The 19,277-nt window shown below is 67.2% G+C and carries 18 protein-coding genes and 1 tRNA gene; 18 read left to right on the forward strand and 1 reads right to left on the reverse strand.

Annotated features, from left to right (window positions below; all coding sequences use genetic code 11):
- The first annotated feature begins 370 nt into the window (after positions 1-370).
- The 12 genes from BoBH3_RS21070 (at position 371) to BoBH3_RS21125 (ending at position 11,649) form a co-directional block, all read left to right on the forward strand.
- On the forward strand, positions 371-1,546 hold the full coding sequence (locus BoBH3_RS21070; RefSeq protein WP_262332822.1) for an ABC transporter substrate-binding protein: 1,176 nt from the start codon (positions 371-373) through the stop codon (positions 1,544-1,546).
- 150 nt (positions 1,547-1,696) lie between these two features.
- Positions 1,697-3,520, forward strand: a complete 1,824-nt coding sequence (locus BoBH3_RS21075; protein WP_262332823.1) for an ABC transporter permease — start codon at positions 1,697-1,699, stop codon at positions 3,518-3,520.
- A 10-nt stretch (positions 3,521-3,530) separates the two neighbouring features.
- The gene (locus tag BoBH3_RS21080) at positions 3,531-4,430 is read left to right on the forward strand and encodes an ABC transporter ATP-binding protein (RefSeq protein ID WP_262332824.1); all 900 of its coding nucleotides are present in this window, start codon (positions 3,531-3,533) and stop codon (positions 4,428-4,430) included.
- Positions 4,431-4,441: 11 nt separating this feature from the next.
- Positions 4,442-5,182 (forward strand): ABC transporter ATP-binding protein, encoded by a 741-nt coding sequence (locus BoBH3_RS21085; protein ID WP_262332825.1) that lies wholly within the window; start codon positions 4,442-4,444, stop codon positions 5,180-5,182.
- Positions 5,179-5,904 carry a VOC family protein gene (locus BoBH3_RS21090; RefSeq protein ID WP_262332826.1) on the forward strand — a complete coding sequence of 242 codons (726 nt, stop codon included), beginning with the start codon at positions 5,179-5,181 and terminating at the stop codon, positions 5,902-5,904. The genes BoBH3_RS21085 and BoBH3_RS21090 overlap by 4 nt, the downstream gene beginning before the upstream one ends.
- Positions 5,901-6,950: a putative FMN-dependent luciferase-like monooxygenase gene (locus tag BoBH3_RS21095; protein WP_262332827.1), complete on the forward strand. Its 1,050-nt coding sequence runs from the start codon at positions 5,901-5,903 to the stop codon at positions 6,948-6,950. The genes BoBH3_RS21090 and BoBH3_RS21095 overlap by 4 nt, the downstream gene beginning before the upstream one ends.
- Before the next feature lie 10 nt (positions 6,951-6,960).
- The gene (locus BoBH3_RS21100; RefSeq protein WP_262332828.1) at positions 6,961-7,557 is read left to right on the forward strand and encodes a CMD domain protein; all 597 of its coding nucleotides are present in this window, start codon (positions 6,961-6,963) and stop codon (positions 7,555-7,557) included.
- Positions 7,558-7,577: 20 nt separating this feature from the next.
- Positions 7,578-8,177 (forward strand): alkylhydroperoxidase domain protein, encoded by a 600-nt coding sequence (locus BoBH3_RS21105; RefSeq protein WP_262332829.1) that lies wholly within the window; start codon positions 7,578-7,580, stop codon positions 8,175-8,177.
- A 156-nt stretch (positions 8,178-8,333) separates the two neighbouring features.
- On the forward strand, positions 8,334-10,112 hold the full coding sequence (locus tag BoBH3_RS21110; RefSeq protein ID WP_262332830.1) for an ABC transporter ATP-binding protein/permease: 1,779 nt from the start codon (positions 8,334-8,336) through the stop codon (positions 10,110-10,112).
- 216 nt (positions 10,113-10,328) lie between these two features.
- Positions 10,329-10,661, forward strand: a complete 333-nt coding sequence (locus BoBH3_RS21115) for a hypothetical protein (RefSeq protein ID WP_262332831.1) — start codon at positions 10,329-10,331, stop codon at positions 10,659-10,661.
- A 191-nt stretch (positions 10,662-10,852) separates the two neighbouring features.
- Positions 10,853-10,928 (forward strand) — tRNA-Phe (locus BoBH3_RS21120).
- A 463-nt stretch (positions 10,929-11,391) separates the two neighbouring features.
- Positions 11,392-11,649, forward strand: coding sequence for a hypothetical protein (locus BoBH3_RS21125; RefSeq protein WP_262332832.1), 258 nt, complete (start codon positions 11,392-11,394; stop codon positions 11,647-11,649).
- 147 nt (positions 11,650-11,796) lie between these two features.
- On the opposite strand, the gene BoBH3_RS21130 is transcribed toward BoBH3_RS21125, so the two are convergent.
- A complete protein-coding gene (locus BoBH3_RS21130; RefSeq protein WP_262332833.1) occupies positions 11,797-12,777 on the reverse strand; it encodes a MurR/RpiR family transcriptional regulator in 981 nt (326 codons plus the stop codon).
- On the opposite strand from BoBH3_RS21130, the gene BoBH3_RS21135 reads away from it, so the two are divergent.
- The 6 genes from BoBH3_RS21135 (at position 12,770) to BoBH3_RS21160 (ending at position 19,266) form a co-directional block, all read left to right on the forward strand.
- A complete protein-coding gene (locus tag BoBH3_RS21135) occupies positions 12,770-14,380 on the forward strand; it encodes an ABC transporter substrate-binding protein (RefSeq protein WP_262332834.1) in 1,611 nt (536 codons plus the stop codon). The two genes, BoBH3_RS21130 and BoBH3_RS21135, sit on opposite strands and share 8 nt — an antisense overlap.
- Before the next feature lie 162 nt (positions 14,381-14,542).
- Complete coding sequence (locus BoBH3_RS21140) at positions 14,543-15,520, forward strand: ABC transporter permease (protein ID WP_262332835.1); 978 nt, start codon at positions 14,543-14,545, stop codon at positions 15,518-15,520.
- Positions 15,517-16,404 carry an ABC transporter permease gene (locus BoBH3_RS21145; RefSeq protein WP_262332836.1) on the forward strand — a complete coding sequence of 296 codons (888 nt, stop codon included), beginning with the start codon at positions 15,517-15,519 and terminating at the stop codon, positions 16,402-16,404. The genes BoBH3_RS21140 and BoBH3_RS21145 overlap by 4 nt, the downstream gene beginning before the upstream one ends.
- Positions 16,401-17,387, forward strand: coding sequence for an ABC transporter ATP-binding protein (locus BoBH3_RS21150; protein WP_262332837.1), 987 nt, complete (start codon positions 16,401-16,403; stop codon positions 17,385-17,387). The genes BoBH3_RS21145 and BoBH3_RS21150 overlap by 4 nt, the downstream gene beginning before the upstream one ends.
- Entirely contained in the window at positions 17,384-18,391 is a 1,008-nt protein-coding gene (locus BoBH3_RS21155) for an ABC transporter ATP-binding protein (RefSeq protein ID WP_262332838.1), read from the forward strand. Before BoBH3_RS21150 ends, BoBH3_RS21155 begins: the two co-directional genes overlap by 4 nt.
- A complete protein-coding gene (locus tag BoBH3_RS21160) occupies positions 18,388-19,266 on the forward strand; it encodes an alpha/beta hydrolase (RefSeq protein ID WP_262332839.1) in 879 nt (292 codons plus the stop codon). The genes BoBH3_RS21155 and BoBH3_RS21160 overlap by 4 nt, the downstream gene beginning before the upstream one ends.
- Positions 19,267-19,277 lie beyond the last annotated feature (11 nt).

A 19,277-nucleotide genomic window follows, 5' to 3' on the forward strand; every position in this document is an offset into this window, starting at 1 on the left:
GCCTGCGCGGAGCAGACAGCGCATCAGACGAAGGTTCTACGACCTATCCGCTCTGAAACCGGCCCGCTGCACGGCTCGAGATTCTGTTCTTTTTATAGAACTTTTTGGCACCCTGCTCGCGAGAACAACTTGCTATGAGATGCCCCTTATCCGCCTCTCAGCAGCACAATACTCTCGCACGAATACCGCATCAAACTCTCCCAGGAAAAAATCTCTCTCAGCAGGTCGTTCGGAAAAGCGTTTATTCCTTTCTTGTCGTTCTTTTGAAAGAACGTTTCATTGACGCGAGCGTGGTCAGGGGCACACTCTTTGCATCGTTCCGGAGGCACCGCCGAGAGGCGGCCCCGGAGGCCATTGCGGAGCAGTATCCATGATCACCCGTCGCACACTCTTGCAGTCCGGCACCGCGGCGCTCGCGCTGGCCTCGGCCGGCAGTGCCCTTGTTCAGGCCGGCGGCGCCCTGGCCCAGGAAGCCACGGGCGAGCCGATCTTCCTCGGCGTCAGCGGCCCGCTGACCGGCCCCAACGCCCAGTACGGCGCGCAGTGGAAGCAGGGTTTTGACCTCGCGCTCGACCAGATCAACAGCTCCGGCGGCATCAAGGGCCGGCCGCTGCGCTACATCTTCGAAGACACGCAGAGCGACCCGAAGCAGACGGTCGCGGTCGCGCAGAAATTCGTCGCCGACAAGCGCATCGTCGCCGAGCTCGGGGACTTCTCCAGCCCCGCCTCGATGGCCGCTTCGCCGATCTACCAGCGCGCCGGCCTGCTCCAGTTCGGACTGACCAACTCCCATCCGGACTTCACCAAGACGGGCGACTTCATCTGGAGCAATTCGGTCAGCCAGGCCGATGAGCAGCCGCTCAACGCCGCCTACGCCGTCAAGCGCATCGGCTTCAAGCGCATCGCCGTGCTGCACCTCAACACGGACTGGGGCCGGACCAGCAAGGACCATTTCGTCGCTGCCGCCAAGGCTCTGGGCGCAGAGATCGTGGCCACGGAAGGCTATCTTCCGGAGGAGAAGGATTTCCGCTCGACGCTGGTGCGCGTCCGCGATGCCAATCCCGACGGGCTCTTCCTCGTCTCCTACTACGCGGATGCAGCGCTGATCGCGCGGCAGACGCGCCAGACCGGCCTCACGGTGCCGATCGCGGCCACGAGCTCGATCTATTCGCCGAAGCTCATCGAGCTCGGCGGAGACGCGGCCGAAGGGATTTTCACCGCCTCGCGCTTCTTCCCCGAGGATCCGCGGCCGGAAGTCCAGAACTTCGTGACCTCCTTCAAGGCGAAGTACGGCAAGGAACCCGACGCGTTCAATTCCTATGCCTACGACACCGTGATCCTGTTCGGGCAGGTTCTGCGCGAAGCGCCGAACTACGAGCGCAAGACGATCCGCGACACGCTCGCCAGCATCAAGGACGTGCCGAGCGTCATCTACGGCAAGGCGTCCTTCGACACGCAGACGCGGCGCGTCTTGGGCGCGCGCAACGCCGAGCTCATCGTCAAGGGCGGCCGCTTCCAGCTCTGGGACGGCAAGGCGATCAACTGAGCGCCTGAAATCCTCCCGGCGAGCCGCAAGCCCGCCGGGACAACCGCCTTTCACGGGAACGCGGGTCATCCCGGACAAGTGGCCTCGGCCGCGTCGATCCGGGATGACGGCGCATTTTTTGCTCCGACGATCTGAAGAACCGACGCGCTCATGACTTCCTGGTTCGACCACACCATCAACGGCCTGATCATAGGCAATATCTACGCCTTGCTGGCCGTCGGCCTCGCGCTGATCTTCGGCGTCAGTCGCCTGATCAACTTCGCGCATGGCTCGGTCTATGTGGTCGGCGCCTATGTCGGCTGGGTCGCGGTCTCCGTGCTGGAGACCCCATTCCCCGTCACGCTCCTGATCGTCGTGGCCTTCACCGGATTGCTCGGCATCGTCATCGAGCGCTTCGGCATCCGCCCGCTCGCCGATGCTCCCCGCATCGCGCCGCTGCTCGCCACGATCGGCCTGAGCTTCGTACTCGACCAGACGGTGCAGATCCTGTTCAGCCCCGATCCTCGCGCGGTGCCGATGCAGGTGCCCAACTGGCGCATCAATATCGGCGGCGGCTCCATCGGGGTGCTCGACCTGCTGATCGGCGGCATCGGCATCACGGCCGCAACCGCACTGTTCGCCTTCCTCAAGCTGACGAAATGGGGCTGGGCGGTGCGTGCCACGGCGCTCGACCGCGACGCGGCCCGCGCCATGGGCGTCGATGTCGACCAGGTCAACCGCATCGTCTTCGCCATCGCCTCGGCACTGGGCGGCGTCGGCGGCGTCCTCGTCGGCATGTACTACAACGTCATCACGCCGACGATGGGCTTCGAAGCCACCCTGAAAGGCATCGTCTCGGAGGTCGTCGGCGGCGTCGGCAATGTGCCGGGCGCCATCGTCGGCTCGCTGCTGCTCGGCCTCGTCGAAAGCTACGGCGTCGCGCTGCTGGGCACGAGCTATCGCAACCTCTTCGCCTTCGTCCTGCTGATCGCGATCCTCGTGCTGCGGCCGAACGGCCTCTTCGCCAGCCGCCGGCAGCTGCCGCCGGAGCCGATGACCGGTACCTTCGTGGCGCCGAGCAAGCCGGTGAACCTGCCCGTGCCGCTGGTCGCGGCAGCGGCTGCAGTCGCCATCGCCCTGCCCTTGCTCATCGACAGCGGCTACCTGATCCAGACACTGACCAATGCCTGGCTCTACGCCCTGCTGGGCCTCAGCCTGACGCTCGTCGCCGGCACCAGCGGGCAGGTGTCGCTGGGCCATGCGGCGCTGCTCGCCATCGGCGGCTATACCTCGGCGCTGCTCGCCTCCAATCTCGGCTGGCCGGTGTGGCTGACGCTGCTGATCGGCGGCTTCGCGGCGGCGGGCATCGGCACGCTGCTGGTTTCGCCAGCCTTTCGGCTGCGCGGCCACTATGTCTCGATCGCCACGCTCGGCATTGGCGAGATCGTGGCGCTGGTCATCCTGAACTGGGAAAGCGTGACGCGCGGCCCCATCGGCGTCGCCGGCATCCCGCCGCTCTCGCTGTTTGGCTACGACCTCTACGACACCAATGCGATCTACTGGTTCGCCTTCGCGCTGATGGCGCTGCTGGCGCTGCTGCAACTCAGGCTACTCAGCTCCCATCTCGGCCGCACGCTGCGCGCCGTGCGTGACGACGACATCGCGGCGCGCTCCTTCGGCATCGGCCTCAACCGCTACAAGGGGCTGGCCTTCGCCTTCGGCGGCTTCTTCGCCGGGATCAGCGGGGCCTTCACCGCGCATATGTATTCCTTCATCAACCACGAGACCTTCAACACGCAGATCTCGGTGCTGGCGCTGACCATCGCCATCCTCGGCGGCATGGGCAATGTCGGGGGCGCGATCCTCGGTGCCGTGGCGCTGATCGGCCTCCCGGAGATCTTCCGCGTCGCGGCCGAGTACCGCATCCTGCTCTACGGCATCGCGCTTCTGCTGCTCGTCCGCTTCCGGCCGCAGGGCCTGCTCGGAACCGTCTGAGGAGGCACCTATGAACGCTCTCGTCCCCAACCCGGCCCTCGACGCTCCCCACCCGCTGCTCGAAGCGCGCGGCCTGGTGCGTCGCTTCGGCGGCCTCACAGCCGTCGGCGGCATCGACCTCTCCATCTCCGAGGGCGAGTTGCTCAGCGTCATCGGCCCCAACGGCGCCGGCAAGACGACCGCCTTCAACCTGATCAGCGGTCTCGACCGCCCCGATGAAGGCTCGATCCGCTTCAACGGCATCGACATCACCGGCAAGCCGCCGGAGGCCGTGCATGCCGCCGGCCTGTCCCGGACCTTCCAGCATGGCCGCGTCTTCGCCAATCTCAGCGTCGCGGACAATGTGCTGGTCGGCGCGCATCGCAGGCTCAGGGCCGTACGCCCCCCCTGGCCCGTCATAGGCCCGCTGGCGGAGCTGGCGCTGGCGCTGATCCGCCCGCCTTCGGTCAAGGCCGAGGAGGCGGCGCTGCGCGAGGAGGTCCGCGAGATCCTGTCGATCTTCGGCGAGCGCCTGCTGCCGCGCATCGACCAGCCGGCCTACAGCCTCTCCTATGCCAACCGTCGGCGCGTCGAGATCGCCCGCGCTCTGGCCTCGCGGCCGAAGCTCCTGCTGCTCGACGAGCCGACCGCCGGCATGAACCAGACCGAGACGGCCGAGATGCTCGAAATCATCGCGGACCTGAAGGCCCGCGGCCAGACGATCCTGCTGATCGAGCACAAGCTCGACATGGTGATGCGCCTGTCCGACCGCGTGATCGTGCTCGACGACGGCAAGAAGATCGCCGAAGGCGCGCCGCTGGCCGTGCGCAACGACCCGGCCGTGATCGAGGCCTATCTCGGCCATGGCGGCGTCGGCGCCGCCGCCGCGGCTGGTCCAGCCTCCGGCGATTCCGTCCGCCTCCTGGCCTGAAGCGCGAAGCGATGACAGACAAGACAGAGAACCCGATCCTCGAGCTCGAGGCGATCGATACCTTCTACGGCCCGGTGCAGGCCCATTTCGGGCTCTCGCTGCATGTCGGCAAAGGCGAGATCGTCTGCCTGCTCGGCGGCAATGCCAGCGGCAAGTCGACGACGATGAAGGTGATCCTCGGACTGGTGAAGCCCGCCGCCGGCGATGTCCGCATCGACGGCATCTCGACGCTGAAGCTCAAGACCCCGGAGATCGTGCGGCTCGGCGTCGGCACGGTGCCGGAGGCGCGCCGGCTCTTCGGCGCGATGAGCGTGCGCGAGAACCTGCTGATGGGCGCCTTCACCCGCAACGACAAGGACGGGATCGCCGCCGATCTCGAACGCGTCCTGACGCTCTTCCCGCGCGTGGGGCAGCGGCTCGGCCAACAGGCCGGCACGCTCTCGGGCGGCGAGCAGCAGATGGTGGCGATGGCGCGCGCCCTGATGGGCCGCCCGCGCATCGTCATCATGGACGAGCCGACCATGGGGCTGTCCCCGCTCTGGGTCGACCGCGTCCTCGAACTCATCCGCGACATCAACGGCCAGGGTGTCGCGGTCTTCATGGTTGAGCAGAATGCGAGCCTGGCGCTGCAGATCGCCCATAGGGGCTATGTGCTGCAGACCGGACGCATCGCTCTCGAAGGCAAGGCCGCCGATCTCCTGGTCGATACGAGGATCAGGGATGCTTATCTCGGCGGCGCGGAGGCAGCATGACCCAGCAGAAGCTACGTATCGACCACGCCGTCATCGTCACGGACGATCTCGACCGCACCATCGCCGAATGGCGCGCACGCGGCTTCACCGTCGAGCCCGGCGGCACCCATCCGCGCGGCAGCATCAACGCGCTCATCCTGTTCGTGGACGGGGCCTATATCGAGATCATCGCCTTTCCCGTGCCCCAGCCGGATTTCTTCTGGTGGCGGGTGCTGCAGAGCGACGGGCCAGGCCCGATCGACCTCGCGCTTTTGCCGGAGGACCTCGACAAGGTGCTGGTGCAGGCCAATGCGGCCGGGCTCGGCTACGAGCCGCCGCAGAATGGCGGCCGCAAGCGCCCCGACGGCGAGACGCTGATCTGGCGCACCGCCCGACCGGAACAGACAGACCTGCCCTTCTTCTGCTTCGACGAGACGAAGCGGGAGCTGCGCGTGCCGCGTGCGCCGCGCCACCCCAACGGCGCGACCGGCTTCTCCGGCATCAGCATCGCGGTCGACGACCTGGCGGCTTCCACGAAGCGCTGGGAAGCCCTGACCGGAAGCAAGGCGAGCGGGATCGGCACGTTGCCGGGGCTCGATGCCGTCGCGAGCCATCTCGATATTGGCCCGACGCGGCTGACCCTGCTGACGCCCGAACAGCCCGGCGTCGGAGCGGTTGCCGAGCGCCTGAAGCGCCGCGGCCAGGGGCTGTTCGGCCTGTCCTTCGCCGGAGTGACGCCATGACCGAAAAACGCCTCGGCTTCTTCACCCGCCTCCTCGACGACGCGTCGGCGGCCGACCGCTACCGCTTCGCCGCCGAGCAGATCGTCCATGCCGAACGGCACGGCTTCGACAGCGCCTGGATCGCCCAGCACCATTTCCACCGCGACGAGGGTGGCCTGCCCTCGCCCCTGCCCTTCCTGGCGTATGTGGCGGCGCGCACCAGCCGGATCCGGCTCGGCACCGGCATCATCATTCTGCCGATGGAGGACCCGGTGCGGGCCGCCGAGGACACCGTCGTCGTCGACCTGCTCTCGGGCGGGCGGCTGGAAGTCGGGCTCGGCACCGGCGCTACGCCCGAATCCTTCCTCGCCTTCGGTATCGAGAAGGAGCAGCGCACAGAGGTTTTCGCGCAGAAGCTCGCCAAGCTGCACGAGGCCTGGAGCGGCGCCGCGCTCGGCCATGACGAGAACCGGCTCTATCCGGAGGCCGGCACGCTGCCCAAGCGCACCTGGCACGCAACCTTTTCCGCAGCCGGCGCCGAACGCATCGGCAAGGCCGGCGCCGGGCTGATGCTCTCGCGGACCCAGCCGCGCAGCGCGGAAGCCCCGCAGGCGACGCTGAACGAGATCCAGCATCCCATCGTCGATGCCTATCTCGCCAACCTGCCAAAGGGCGTCGAGCCGCGCATCATGGCGTCGCGCTCGCTGTTCGTTGCCGATAGCCGCGAGGAGGCGCTGCGCTACGCCGAGACCGGCCTCAACCGCGTGCTCGAACGCTTCATCGCCAGCGGTCACCGGATCAGCGACCGCAGCCTCTCCGGCCTGATCCGCACGCTCGACACCCATGTCGGCGCGCCTGACGACGTGATCACGTCGCTGGCCGCCGACACCGTGATCCCGCGCGCCACCGACGTGGTCTTCCAGGTTCATTCGGTCGACCCGCCGCACCCACAGATCCTTCGCTCGATCGAGCTCACGGCCGAGAAGGTCGCGCCCGCGCTCGGCTGGAAGAGCGCCCCGCCTGCCGAACAGCATGCCCGGTCCCGGCCGGCCGCCGTCAACGCATGAGGCCCATCCCATGACCGTTCAAGACACCGATATCCTCGACCGGCTCTCCGGCATCGCCTCAGGCTCCGCACTCGATGCGCTGCGGCGCGAGCGCCCGCAGACGCGCGACAATGTTCAGGCTAGCTACGAGGCCCTGTTCACCGCCGCGGACGAAACCGGCATTTCGCAAAGCGAACGGCTGGTCGTGGCGAGCTTCGTCGGGCTCCTGCATGGCGGCGGGCCGGCGGCGGCGCACTACCTCGGCCTGCTCGAAGCGCAGCCGAACGGCGTCGCGCTCGCCGCTCTCGTGCGCGGCCTGGCCGAGCGCGCCACGACAAGCGGTCCTTATGGCGCCTACCCGGCCGGGCCGCTGTCGAGCGAAGACGTTGACGGCCTGACCTTCAAGCTCGAGGCTGACCGGCGCGCCGCGCTGGGTGAGCGCCTTGCCGTTGCACTGGAGCATGTTCACCAGCTCGTCTTCCATCCGCGCGACGCCAAGGCGTCCGACTTCGCGCCGCTCAAAAACGCCGGCTGGAGCACGCCTGCGATCGTGACGCTCTCTCAGATCGTCGCCTATCTCTCCTTCCAGATCCGCGCCGCGCATGGCCTGCGCGTGCTCGGCGCCTGAGCCATTCCAGGAGCAGCCCGATGAGCAACACCACGCTCGACCGCCCGGCGAAGGCCGCGCCGAACGTCTTCACCCAGGCCGAACTCGGCTGGAACGCCTGGCTCGACCCCGTGCCCGAGGGCGCCCTGACCGAGCGCCAGAAGCAGGGCCTCGTCGACATCGCGCGGGCAAAGAGCCCCTATTTCCGGCTGCTGGCGCATGACCCGGACATCCTCCGCACGCGGACACTTGCCGACAAGGACATCTTCTACAACACGAAGGCCGGGTTGCCGCGCGCGGAGCGGGAGCTGGCCGCCGCCGCGACATCGCGCAGCAATGGCTGCATCTACTGCGCCTCGGTCCATGCCCGCTTCGCCACCACTTTCTCGAAGCGGCGCGAGGACGTGCAGCGCCTGCTTGACGAGGGCGTCGGCGCCGACATCGACCCGCTCTGGAACGCGATCATCGAGGCCTCCGTCGCGCTGACCGCGACGCCGATCGCCTTCGGACCGGAGCATGTCCGCAAGCTGCGCGATCTCGGCCTCGACGACCTCGCGATCTCGGACCTGATCCACTCCGCTTCGTTCTTCAACTGGGCGAACAGGCTGATGCTCTCGCTCGGCGAGCCGGAGATCGGCTGACACTTTTCGAATGGCCGCGCGTCACGGAACCGCGGAGGCCGGTGCCACGTTCTGACGAGGAGACATCGCGCCCCGTCGGACATGAATCAGCCAGACCAAAAAAGTGCGGGGAGAAACGTCACAGGCGAGGCCCCGCCTCCGCCCAAACGCTCGCGCATGCGACAGTTCTTCCGCGTCGCCCTCCGCTACTGGCAGGGGGAGACCCGCTGGCGCGCCTGGGGCCTGACCGCAGCCGTCCTGCTTTTCGTCGCTGCCCAGACCGCGAGCGCAGTCGGCATCAACCGCTGGAACCGGGTGTTCTTCGATGCGCTCGAGAAGCGCGACGCCAGCGCCGTGTGGGCCGCTGCCAGCTGGCTGCCATTGCTGCTGGCCGCAGCGGCGCTCTCCATGTCCGCCCTCGTCATCAGCCGCATGCTGCTGCAGGTCCGCTGGCGCGAGAACCTGACCCGGCGCCTCGCTGGCTGGTGGATCGCCGATCAGCGCTATTACCGGCTGGGGTTCCTGACCAAGGAGCTGACCGCGCCGGAATATCGTATCGCGGAGGATGTGCGCCTGGCGATCGAGCCGCTGGTCGAGATGGCGATCGGCCTGATCACCGCCTTCGTTACGGCGGCGACCTTCGCAGCGATCCTCTGGCAGGTCGCCGGCTCCGCCGAGGTCACGCTCGGGGCGTCCACCATCGTCATCCCGAGCTACATGGCGCTGGCCGCGATCCTCTACGCCGCCATTGCCTCATTAGCCGCTTATGTCGCAGGGCGCCCGCTGGTCGCCAGGGTCGCCAAGAAGAACGAGACGGAAGCCCATTTCCGCGCCGAGATGACACGGCTGCGCGAGAATGCGGAAAGCGTCGCGCTGATCCGCGGCGATGCCGACGAGCGCCATACGGCAGCCGAGCATTATGGGCGGGTGGTCGCGGCCTGGCTGAACATCATCCGGCAGCAAGGCGTCATAGCGCTCGTCCTCAACACCAACAGCGCCCTCTTTCCGATCGTGCCGCTGCTGCTGATCGCGCCGAAATTCCTCGCCGGAGCCGTGACATTGGGCGCGGTGGTGCAGGTCGTCGCGGCCTTCAGCGCCGTCCAGGCGGCGCTGATCTGGTTCGTCGACAATGTGGTGCGGCTGGCCGAGTGGTTCGCCTCCGTCACCCGCGTCGACGAGCTGATGGAAGAGCTCGAAGCGCTCGATATCGGCACGATCATGGAGGGCGACACGCAGATCGAGCTGGGCGAGAGCGAGGATGGCGCGATCCATATCGAGAACCTGTCGCTGGCCCATAGTAACGGCCGCGTCGTCGTCGCCGACGCCACGGTCGCGATCCCCCAGGGCGCCAAGATACTCGTCGCCGGCGAAAGCGGCTCGGGCAAGAGCACGCTGATCCGCGCGCTCGCGGGGCTCTGGCCCTGGGGCTCGGGGCGCATCCTGCTGCCGCGCGGCCAGTCGGTCGCCTTCGTGCCGCAGAAACCCTATCTGCCGCGCGGGACGCTGCATGCGATCCTGCTCTACCCGGATTCCGGCCGTCAGACCGCGGAGACGACCATCACCGAGGCTCTGCAGCGCTGCGGCCTCGGCTATCTCGAACGGCGCCTCGACGAGGAGGAGGACTGGGACAAGATCCTGTCCGGCGGCGAGCGCCAGCGCGTCGCCTTCGCCAGGCTGCTGATCCAGAAGCCCGACATTGTCATCATGGACGAGGCGACCTCGGCTCTCGATGAAGGCAGCCAGGAATCGCTGCTCAGCCTCTTCGAGGACGAGCTCGCCGACGCCACCCTGATCAGCGTCGGCCACCGGCCGGGGCTGGAGGATTATCACGACCAGAAAATCACGCTCGAACGCCGCCCGGCCGGGGCGCAGATGACCTCGCGCCGGATCGGGAAATCGCTCTGGCGGCTGCTGCGGGGCCGCAAGGCCGCCAACCAGGACGAGGCGCCGTCCTAGGTCATCATTCTGGACCTCTCTCGGAAAACGCGTCCGCGGGAGAAGCCGCCCAAGCCGGTTCTCGCGTTGGCGGCCGCAGAGCCAAAGGCCGCCCAACCTCGCTGAACCGCGGACGTAAAGAACCGGTAACCAATCGTGAGGCTTCACGCTGCTCCACTTCCGCTTCGATGTTATTTTTGGCATTCCGACAATGTGCGTCTCCTTGGTGGAGGGACCATGCCTGAGATCATGAAGGACCGGCTGGCCGACGACATCGAGACCCTCCGCGCCGACGTGCTCAAGGCCGGCGTGCTCAACGCCAAGGCGTTGCAGGAGAGCGCGGAACTCCATGTCGCGCGGCTCCACGACACCGCCGAGGCCACCCCTGCCCTGCAGGACGCCTCATTCCAGGTGGTGACCAGCGTGATCGCCTTCGCGCGCCTGCTCTACGGCCAGGCAGCGATCGCCGAATCGGAGCGGGCGCGGCGCGAGGCACTTGCCGCGATCGATCGTCTCGCAGCCGTTCTCGGCCATGCGAGCTGCGACACGCGGAGCGCGCTGACGGCCTGAACGCGCGCCGCGTCTGAGCGGGCGCCCAACACGATATCGAGCCTGTCCGGAACGGCTTTCCGCACATCGGGCAGGTATCGGGAGCGGTTGTGCGCCCGGATGCAGAAAGCCGGCTGAAGTGACTGGACAGGCCAGACGGCAGCCTCTATATCGCCCCCACCAACACGGGCGGCGCCACGCGCCCCCGCGGCGCCCAGGTAGCTCAGTTGGTAGAGCATGCGACTGAAAATCGCAGTGTCGGCGGTTCGACTCCGTCCCTGGGCACCATTCTCCCGTCAAGCGGTTGAAAAACTAAAGAAATCGCCAAGTTCGCAACTTGAACGCGCCCGAATGAAGCGGGTGGCGGCTTCAGATGCTCGCGTCAGTGGCGCAACCGTTCACACTGACAGGCGTCCGTTTGTTCCGGAAGGCGGTCCCGGAGGAGCTTCAGGCCGCTGGGAGCCGGCGTGAATATCCCGCCGGCTCCGCATAATAAGCACTAGGGAGGCCCGGACGCTTCACGCGAATGTCGCGGGCTAGATCGCAACGTGAGGTCGCCAGGGCGTCGTCACGACTGCATTTCCAACAGTAGCAGCGCGTCGTCGCGCGACCGCCAGGAAGGGCTTAGCGGCAGCCGGCAATTTGGCGCACCTCGCTCGACGCCGGATCATTCTTCCGGATCACGCGTTCAACGACGCGGCGCTCGCTCGCCGCGTCAGTCTAACTGCAAGAGAATACCGCCGAAATTGCCATGACCATTCCTATGCCAACTCTCGACTTTCGCTTTCCGGGTGTTCTGAATTCAAAGGAGATGCTTGTTGCAGAAGCGATCCACGCCCGCGCCTGGCAAACCATAAGCGACGATCTGCGTATCTCCGGAGCTCCTCCCGAAGAAGCCAAGGCACGGCTCGGGCGCATCGTTACGCAGCTCGTCGGACATGGACCCAAAGCCGCGGACGATCTCGCTGCCGCGGCTGTCTGCGCCTTCAAGCAAGGAGCCCTCGCATAGCGAAGGCGCGTTTCCGCTTCCTTGCGTTGTCTGAATGCCTGCTTCGGGCGGCTCTTGGCCCATTTTGTTGCGGATCATGGTCGAGCCGGCCTCTCGCGCCAACCGGATAGCTGTGACCGTCTCGTGAGGGAGTCGCCGCCCGGCGGCTCAATGCTGGAACGTCCAAAGCAGGCTCTGGCTCAGCTTCTTGAGGGCATCGACGGCTTCGGGTCGCTCGCGCGCAACGGCTGTGATCAGCGCGTCGGCGAGCGCGAAGATCGCCGTGGGCGAGTTCGGCAGCAGCGGGTTGCGTGCCGGTCCGAACAGCGCGAGATCGCTGATGGGTGCGAGCGGGGATGTCGGGCCGTCCGTCAATGCGACGAGGGTCGCGCCCTTGGCACGACTGTGAGCCGCCAATTCCACGGTTGCACGCGAATAGCGCGGCACCGAGATTGCGATCGCGACATCGCCGGCGCCTGCCGCGTTGAGATGCCGAAAGGCCCGCTCAGGTCCGCCGCGCGCCGTGGCGAAGACCACCTCCGCCTCACAGTACAGAGCGAGTCCATCCTCGAGCATGCTGGCAACATGGTGGCTGGCGCCAGACGCGATGATGAAGATCCGCCGCGCCGCGAGCACGGCAGCGACGATGCGCGTCACCGTGTTTTCGTCCAGGCCGGATATGGCGTCTTCCAGATTCGTGCGCTGCGTCTTCATCGCGGCGAGAAACGTTCCGTAGGCGGATTGCGTCGAGGCCAGCGCCTCGGCGAATTCGTCAACGGGCTGCATCGCCAGGCGCAGCGCGGCTGACAGCGCGCCGCGGAACTCGGCATAGGACGCATAGCCCAACGCCCGGACGAAGCGCGTCACCGTGGCGTTGGAGGCGCCGCTGCGTTCCGCCAGCACTTCGATCGAGGCCGTCGCGCTTTCGAGCGGGCTGCCCATGACATGAGCGGCAATGCGGCGGTGGCCGTTGCTGAGAGTCGGGTAGATCCGGGCGATCCGGTTCGCCAGATCCGTGGTCGGCTTCAGGGCGTGAACCATCGCCGGGCCCTCGATTGACGAACGAAAATTTTCATGATGGATAAGGGATGAAAATAAACCTGTCAAAAATGCCGCCGCAGCGCGGGAATGGGGAATCGTGATGCGCACATCTCTTTCGGCCGCCCTGCTCGCGAGCGTCTGCCTCGTCTCGCTTCCCGCGAGCGCCCAATCGCTGCGCATCGCGCTCGGCTCGGAACCGACAGCGGTCGATCCCCACTACCATGACCTCACGCCCAACAATGCGCTCGCACAGCACATTTTCGACGGGCTCACCCGGCAGGACGAGCAGCAGAAGGTCCTCCCCGCTCTTGCGACCTCCTGGGAGAACGACGGCAAGAACAAGTGGACCTTCAAGCTCCGCGACGGCGTCACCTTCTCGAACGGCAAGCCGTTCACCGCCGACGACGTGATCTTCACCTTCTGCCGCACGCTGAAGAACGAGACCAAGATCACCGGCTCGTTCGCCGACGTCACCGGCAACTTCGCCTCGGTCACGGCGCCGGATGCCCGCACAATCGTCATCGAAACGAAGAACCCCGAGCCGCTGCTGCCGAACCTGGTCGGCACCGTCGCCATCATCAGCTCATCGCTCGCCAAGTTCGACAAGCTCTCCTTCGACGTCGCGAACAATTGCGGCGTCACCGGTGAGTGGCCGGCGCTGACCGCGTTCAATGACGGCAGCGCCGCGATCGGCACCGGCCCCTACAAGCTCAAGAGCTATGTCCGCGGCTCGGCGATCGAGCTCGAGCGCAACGACAGCCACTGGGGCGGCAAGGAGCCCTGGGCGAGCGTCCGCTTCGTGCCTGTGACCAATGCCGGCCCGCGGCTGGCCGGCCTGCTCGCGGGCGACTACGACATGATCGAGAACCCCGCCGCACGCGACCTTGGCCGCATCAGCAACGACAAGCGCTTCGCCACGGTGATCACGCCCTCGACGCGCGTCATCTACTTCCAGCTCGACGTCGCGCGCGAGCCGAGCCCCTTCGTCAAGGCCGAGGGCGACAAGAACCCGCTCAAGGACGTGCGCGTGCGCCGCGCCATGTCGATGGCCATCGACCGCGACGCCATCGTCAAGCGCCTGATGGACGGCGCTGCCCAGCCGGCCTACCAGTTCCTGCCGACGGGCATGTTCGGCACGCTGCCGAATCCGCCGGTGATCAAATACGACCCCGCTGGCGCCAAGAAGCTGCTCGCCGAGGCCGGCTACCCCAACGGCTTCCAGGTCACGCTGTCCTCCACCAATGACCGCTACATCAATGACGGCCAGATCACCCAGGCCGTCGCGCAGTACCTGACGCAGGTCGGCATCAAGACCGATGTCGATGCCATGACCCGCGCCATCTACTTCCCGCGCCGGGCCAAGAAGGAATTCTCGGTCGCTCTCGGCGGCTGGGGCTCCGCCACCGGCGAGGCGGCCTCCTTCCTGCGCCAGTGGCCCGCCACCCCCGACGACGCCAAGACCATCGGCGGCTCCAACTATGGCGGCTGGCAGGATGCCGAGTTCGACAAGCTGATCCGCGAGGCGATCCAGACGCTCGACGACAGCAAGCGCGCGGAGCTGCTGCAGAAGGCCGGCGCGCGTGCGCTGGAAGGCGCGGCGTTCATCCCGCTGCACTTCGAGAGCACGATCTGGGCGTCCAAGGCCGACCTCAAGGTCACCGGCCGCGCCGACCAGTTCACGCTGGCAATGTCGGTCAAGCCGGCGAAGTGATCGCGCCGACGCGCTGCCTCAGGCGTCGTGGTCGGGCTTGTCCCGACCATCCACGTCTTCGTCGACTCGGCGCGGTGTTGAAGACGTGGGTGCTCGCCACAGGGGCGAGCATGACGGCGGGACTTCCACCGCCTTTCCGAAGCAAAACAACGTAATCCTTCCATGACCACTTTCGTCCTGCAACGGCTGATCCAGAGCGCTTTCGTGCTGCTCGCGGTTTCGGTCGTGGTGTTCTTCGCCGTCTATGGCATCGGCGACCCGATCGAGCTGCTCGTGCCGCCGCAGGTGAGCGATGCCGAGCGGCAGGCGCTGATCCGCAGGCTCGGGCTCGATCTGCCGGTCTGGCAGCAATACCTGACCTTCATGGGCAATGCGCTGAAGGGCGATCTCGGCCGCTCCTTCGTCCATGGCGTGCCGGCGATCGAGCTGATCCTCGCGCGCCTGCCGGCGACCTTCGAGCTCGTGCTGCTGGCGATGGGGCTCGCCATCGTGGTGGGCGTGCCGCTCGGCCTCTATGCCGGGCTCGAGCCGGACAGCCGCCCCTCGCGCCTGATCATGGCCGGCACCGTGCTTGGCTTTTCGCTGCCGAATTTCTGGAAGGGCATGATGCTGATCCTGCTCTTCTCGGTCGTGCTCGGCCTGCTGCCGACTGCCGGCCGCGGTGAGACGGTCACGATCCTCGGTATCCAGACCAGCCTGTTCACGGCGAACGGGCTGAAGCACCTGATCCTGCCGGCGCTCAACCTCTCGATCCCCAACATGGCGCTGCTGACGCGGCTCGTCGCCGCCGGAACCAGCGAAGCGATGAGCCAGGACTATGTGAAATACGCGCGCGCCAAGGGCGTGCGCCCGCGCCGCATCGTCGGCCGCCACGTCCTGCGCAACATCCTGATCCCGGTCGTCACGGTCGTCGGCATCGAGTTCGGCAGCCTCGTCGCCTTCTCGACCATCACCGAGACCGTCTTCGCCTGGCCCGGCATGGGCAAGCTGCTGATCGATTCGATCTACCAGCTCGACCGGCCCGTGGTGGTCGCCTACGTGATGCTGGCGACGCTGCTCTTCGTCTCGGTCAACTTCCTGGTGGACGTGCTCTACGCCGCGCTCGACCCGCGTGTGAAACTCGCCGGAGAACGGGCATGAGCATCGCGCCCGAGGCCATGACCCCGCTGCGAGCGCGCGTGCTGCACCGCATCCGCTCGCGGCCGACCGTACGCGGGGCGGCGATCCTGCTCGGCATCCTCGTCGCGCTGGCGGTGCTCGCCCCCGTGATCGCCCCGCAGAACCCGCACGACCTCGCCTCGCTCAGCGTCATGGACAACCGCCTCGCTCCCGGTGCGCAGGGTATGAGCGGCACGACCTATTGGCTCGGCACCGATGCGCAGGGCCGCGACATGCTCTCGGCCATCTTCTACGGGCTGCGCACCAGCCTGATGGTGGGCCTCTCGGCAACGCTCGGAGCGCTGCTCGTCGGTGTCGCGGCAGGTCTCGTGGCGGCTCAGTTCGGCGGCGTGGTCGACACGGTGATCATGCGCTTCGTCGACTTCATGCTCGGCTTCCCGTCGATCCTGGTCGCGCTCGTGCTGCTGGCCTCGATCGGCCGCGGCGTCGACAAGGTCATCATCGCCATCGTGCTGGTGCAATGGGCACAGTACGCGCGCCTGATGCGGGCTTCCGCGCTGGTCGAGCGGCGCAAGGAGTACATCGAGGCAGCCGTGAACTTCGGCCTGCCGACCCTCTACATCATGCGCGCGCATCTCCTGCCGAACGCCATCGGCTCGGTGCTCGTCGTCGCCTCGATCAGCATTGCCGGCGCGATCACGCTGGAGGCGACGCTGTCCTTTCTCGGCGTCGGTGTCCCCGTGACACAGCCTTCCCTCGGCCTGCTGATCGCCAACGGCTTCGAGTTCCTGCTCTCGGGCGAATACTGGATCGCTGTCTTCCCCGGCATTGCGCTGGTGCTGCTGATCATGTCGCTCAATCTGGTCGGGGACAGGCTGCGCCGCAGCCTGAACGTCCGCTCATGACCGTTGAACCGCTGCTCTCCGTGCGCGGCCTGCGCACGGTCTTCCACGCGCTCGACGGCGCCTGGGCAGCCGTCGACGGCGTCGACCTGACCATTTCACGCGGCGAGGTGCTCGGGCTGGTCGGCGAATCCGGTTCCGGCAAATCCGTTACCGGCTTCTCGCTGGTTCAGTTGATCGATGCGCCCGGCGAGATCATCGCCGGTCAGGTCGAGTTCAAGGGCGAGGATCTGCGCGCGGCCTCACCAGAGCGCCTGCGGGCGCTGCGCGGTGACCGGATCGCGATGATCTTCCAGGACCCGCTGATGACGCTGAACCCGGTGCTCAGCATCGGCGAGCAGATGGCGGAAGCCGTGCTGGAACACCGCTCCATGCCCCGCCGCGAGGCTCTTCAGCTCGCCGCTGCGGCGCTGTCGCGCGTCGGCATCTCCTCGCCCGAGGCCCGACTCAAGCAGTATCCACACGAGTTCTCGGGCGGCATGCGCCAGCGCGTCGCGATCGCCATCGCGCTGCTCAACGAGCCCGACCTGATCATTGCCGACGAGCCGACGACCGCGCTCGACGTCACCATCCAGAGCCAGATCCTCTACGAGGTACAGAAGCTCGCACGCGAGACGGGCACGGCGGTGATCTGGATCACGCACGACCTGGCCGTCGTGGCCGAACTCGCCGATCGGATCGCCGTCATGTATGCCGGCCGCATCGTCGAGACCGGCCCGGTCGACGTTGTGCTCGATGCGCCGCGCCACCCCTATACCGAAGGGCTGCTCGGCTCCTCGGCCGCCCTGGTCGAGCCGGGCGGGCGCCTCCACCAGATCGACGGCATGGCGCCGCGCATCGACTCGCGCCCCAGCGGCTGTCCGTTCCGTCCGCGTTGCGGCAATGCCATCGAGCTCTGCGCCGAGATCGATCCGGCGCCGTCCGTCGACGGCGAGCGCCAGTTCCGCTGCCACAACCCCGTACCGCCCGCGGAGGCCCGTCCATGACCGCCCCGCTCTTCGAATTGCGCGGCGTGCGGAAGCATTTCCGGGGCAAGGCCAACATCGCGCAACGCTTGCTCGCTGCGATCGGCCAGGGCGAGCCGCCGCGCACGCTGAAAGCCGTCGATGGCGTCGATCTCGCCGTCATGAAGGGCGAGGTGCTCGGCCTCGTCGGCGAGTCGGGCTGCGGCAAGTCCACGCTGGCGCGTATCGCAACCGGCATCCTGCCGCCAAGCGAGGGCGAGGCGATCTATGCCGGGCGCTCGGTCTCGAGCCTGAAGGGGCGGGAAAAGCTCGATTTCCTGCTGAAGGTCCAGATGATCTTCCAGGACCCGCACGCCTCGCTCAACCCGCGCATGAAGGTCTCCCGCATCGTCGGCGAGGCGCTGGCGGTCCATGGGCTCGTGCCCAAGGGCGAACTCGATGCGTCCGTCGATCGTGCGTTGAGCGAGGTCGGGCTCGATCTCGCCTATCGCGACCGCTATCCGCATCAATTCTCCGGAGGGCAGCGCCAGCGCATCGGCATCGCGCGCGCCCTCGCGGTCAATCCGGACTTCCTCGTCTGCGACGAACCGGTCTCGGCCCTCGACGTCTCGATCCAGGCGCAGGTCATCAACCTGTTCATGGACATCCGCGAGCGCCGCGGGCTGACCTATCTCTTCGTCAGCCATGATCTCGGGCTGGTGCGCCACATCAGCGACCGTGTCGCGATCATGTACCTCGGCCGGATCGTGGAGATCGGCCCGGCGCAGGCGGTGTTCGCCGAGCCCGCGCACCCCTATAGCGCCGCCCTGATCAAGGCGATCCCTTCGGCCAAGGCCCGCAAGCGCGCTTTCGAGCCGGTCACCGGCGAGATGCCGTCGCCGCTCGCGCCGCCGCCCGGCTGCCCGTTCCATCCGCGCTGCCCGCAAGCCATGCCTGTCTGCCGCGAGGTCCGGCCCGTCCTTGCCGAGATCGCGCCCGGCCGCAGCGCCGCCTGCCACCTGCATACGTCTCCGGAGTTCGCATGATCACCAAAAGCCTCGACCTGCCGCGCGGCCGCGGCGTCGTGCCGTTCATTGACGTGGCCCAGCCCGACCGGCCCCTCGATATCAATTTCTATCGGCCCGAGCGCCACGGGCCGGAGGATGAGATCGTCGTCGTGCAGCACGGCATGATGCGCAACGGCGACGACTATCGCGACTTCTGGATCGATGCCGCCGAGAAGCACAACCTGCTGATCCTTGCGCCGACCTTCGGCAACGACGACTACCCCGGCGCGGAGTCCTACAACAACGGGCTGGTGCTCTCGGCGGAAGGCGCGGTCCTGGCGCGCGAAAGCTGGATCTACGGCGTCCCCGCCCGCGTGCTCGAAGCGCTGCGCACTGCCGGTGTAACCCGCCGGAAGACGGTCAAACTCTTCGGCCATTCGGCCGGCGGCCAGTTCGCCCACCGCATGCTGGCCACGCAGGACCACGCGCCGTTCGAGGTTTCGATGTGCGGCAACCCCGGCTGGTACACGCTGCCGACGCTGGACCGGGCATTCCCCGAGGGCGTCGGCGGGCTCGGCCTTGCTGAAGCCGATCTCGTGCGCTGGCTGGCCTATCCGATGACACTGCTCGCCGGCGACCGCGACATCGCGACGGACGATCCCAACCTGCCCGCCAATCCCGAGGCGCTGGCGCAGGGCCCCCATCGCTTCGCCCGCTCGCAGTTCATGCTGGACTTTGCGCAAAGCGAGGCCGCGAAGCTCGGCGTGCCGTGCAACTGGACGCGCATCGTGGTGCCCGGCATCGGGCATGACGGCGCCGCCATGTCGCGCGCGGCCGCCGCACTCTGGTTCGAGGGGCAACTGCCCGCGCCTGGCATTCTCGAAACCGCCGGAAGCAGCGCGCCTAACTGGTAATCCTCGGCGTC

This window comes from Allobosea sp. BH3 (assembly GCF_025499465.1).
GTDB lineage: Bacteria > Pseudomonadota > Alphaproteobacteria > Rhizobiales > Beijerinckiaceae > Allobosea.

Excerpts from the sequence above, each read along its gene's own strand:
- BoBH3_RS21070 (WP_262332822.1), top strand. The coding sequence starts at position 371 with ATGATCACCCGTCGCACACTCTTGCAGTCCGGCACCGCGGCGCTCGCG.
- BoBH3_RS21075 (WP_262332823.1), top strand. The coding sequence starts at position 1,697 with ATGACTTCCTGGTTCGACCACACCATCAACGGCCTGATCATAGGCAAT.
- BoBH3_RS21080 (WP_262332824.1), top strand. The coding sequence starts at position 3,531 with ATGAACGCTCTCGTCCCCAACCCGGCCCTCGACGCTCCCCACCCGCTG.
- BoBH3_RS21085 (WP_262332825.1), top strand. The coding sequence starts at position 4,442 with ATGACAGACAAGACAGAGAACCCGATCCTCGAGCTCGAGGCGATCGAT.
- BoBH3_RS21090 (WP_262332826.1), top strand. The coding sequence starts at position 5,179 with ATGACCCAGCAGAAGCTACGTATCGACCACGCCGTCATCGTCACGGAC.
- BoBH3_RS21095 (WP_262332827.1), top strand. The coding sequence starts at position 5,901 with ATGACCGAAAAACGCCTCGGCTTCTTCACCCGCCTCCTCGACGACGCG.
- BoBH3_RS21100 (WP_262332828.1), top strand. The coding sequence starts at position 6,961 with ATGACCGTTCAAGACACCGATATCCTCGACCGGCTCTCCGGCATCGCC.
- BoBH3_RS21105 (WP_262332829.1), top strand. The coding sequence starts at position 7,578 with ATGAGCAACACCACGCTCGACCGCCCGGCGAAGGCCGCGCCGAACGTC.
- BoBH3_RS21110 (WP_262332830.1), top strand. The coding sequence starts at position 8,334 with ATGCGACAGTTCTTCCGCGTCGCCCTCCGCTACTGGCAGGGGGAGACC.
- BoBH3_RS21115 (WP_262332831.1), top strand. The coding sequence starts at position 10,329 with ATGCCTGAGATCATGAAGGACCGGCTGGCCGACGACATCGAGACCCTC.
- BoBH3_RS21125 (WP_262332832.1), top strand. The coding sequence starts at position 11,392 with ATGACCATTCCTATGCCAACTCTCGACTTTCGCTTTCCGGGTGTTCTG.
- BoBH3_RS21135 (WP_262332834.1), top strand. The coding sequence starts at position 12,770 with ATGCGCACATCTCTTTCGGCCGCCCTGCTCGCGAGCGTCTGCCTCGTC.
- BoBH3_RS21140 (WP_262332835.1), top strand. The coding sequence starts at position 14,543 with ATGACCACTTTCGTCCTGCAACGGCTGATCCAGAGCGCTTTCGTGCTG.
- BoBH3_RS21145 (WP_262332836.1), top strand. The coding sequence starts at position 15,517 with ATGAGCATCGCGCCCGAGGCCATGACCCCGCTGCGAGCGCGCGTGCTG.
- BoBH3_RS21150 (WP_262332837.1), top strand. The coding sequence starts at position 16,401 with ATGACCGTTGAACCGCTGCTCTCCGTGCGCGGCCTGCGCACGGTCTTC.
- BoBH3_RS21155 (WP_262332838.1), top strand. The coding sequence starts at position 17,384 with ATGACCGCCCCGCTCTTCGAATTGCGCGGCGTGCGGAAGCATTTCCGG.
- BoBH3_RS21160 (WP_262332839.1), top strand. The coding sequence starts at position 18,388 with ATGATCACCAAAAGCCTCGACCTGCCGCGCGGCCGCGGCGTCGTGCCG.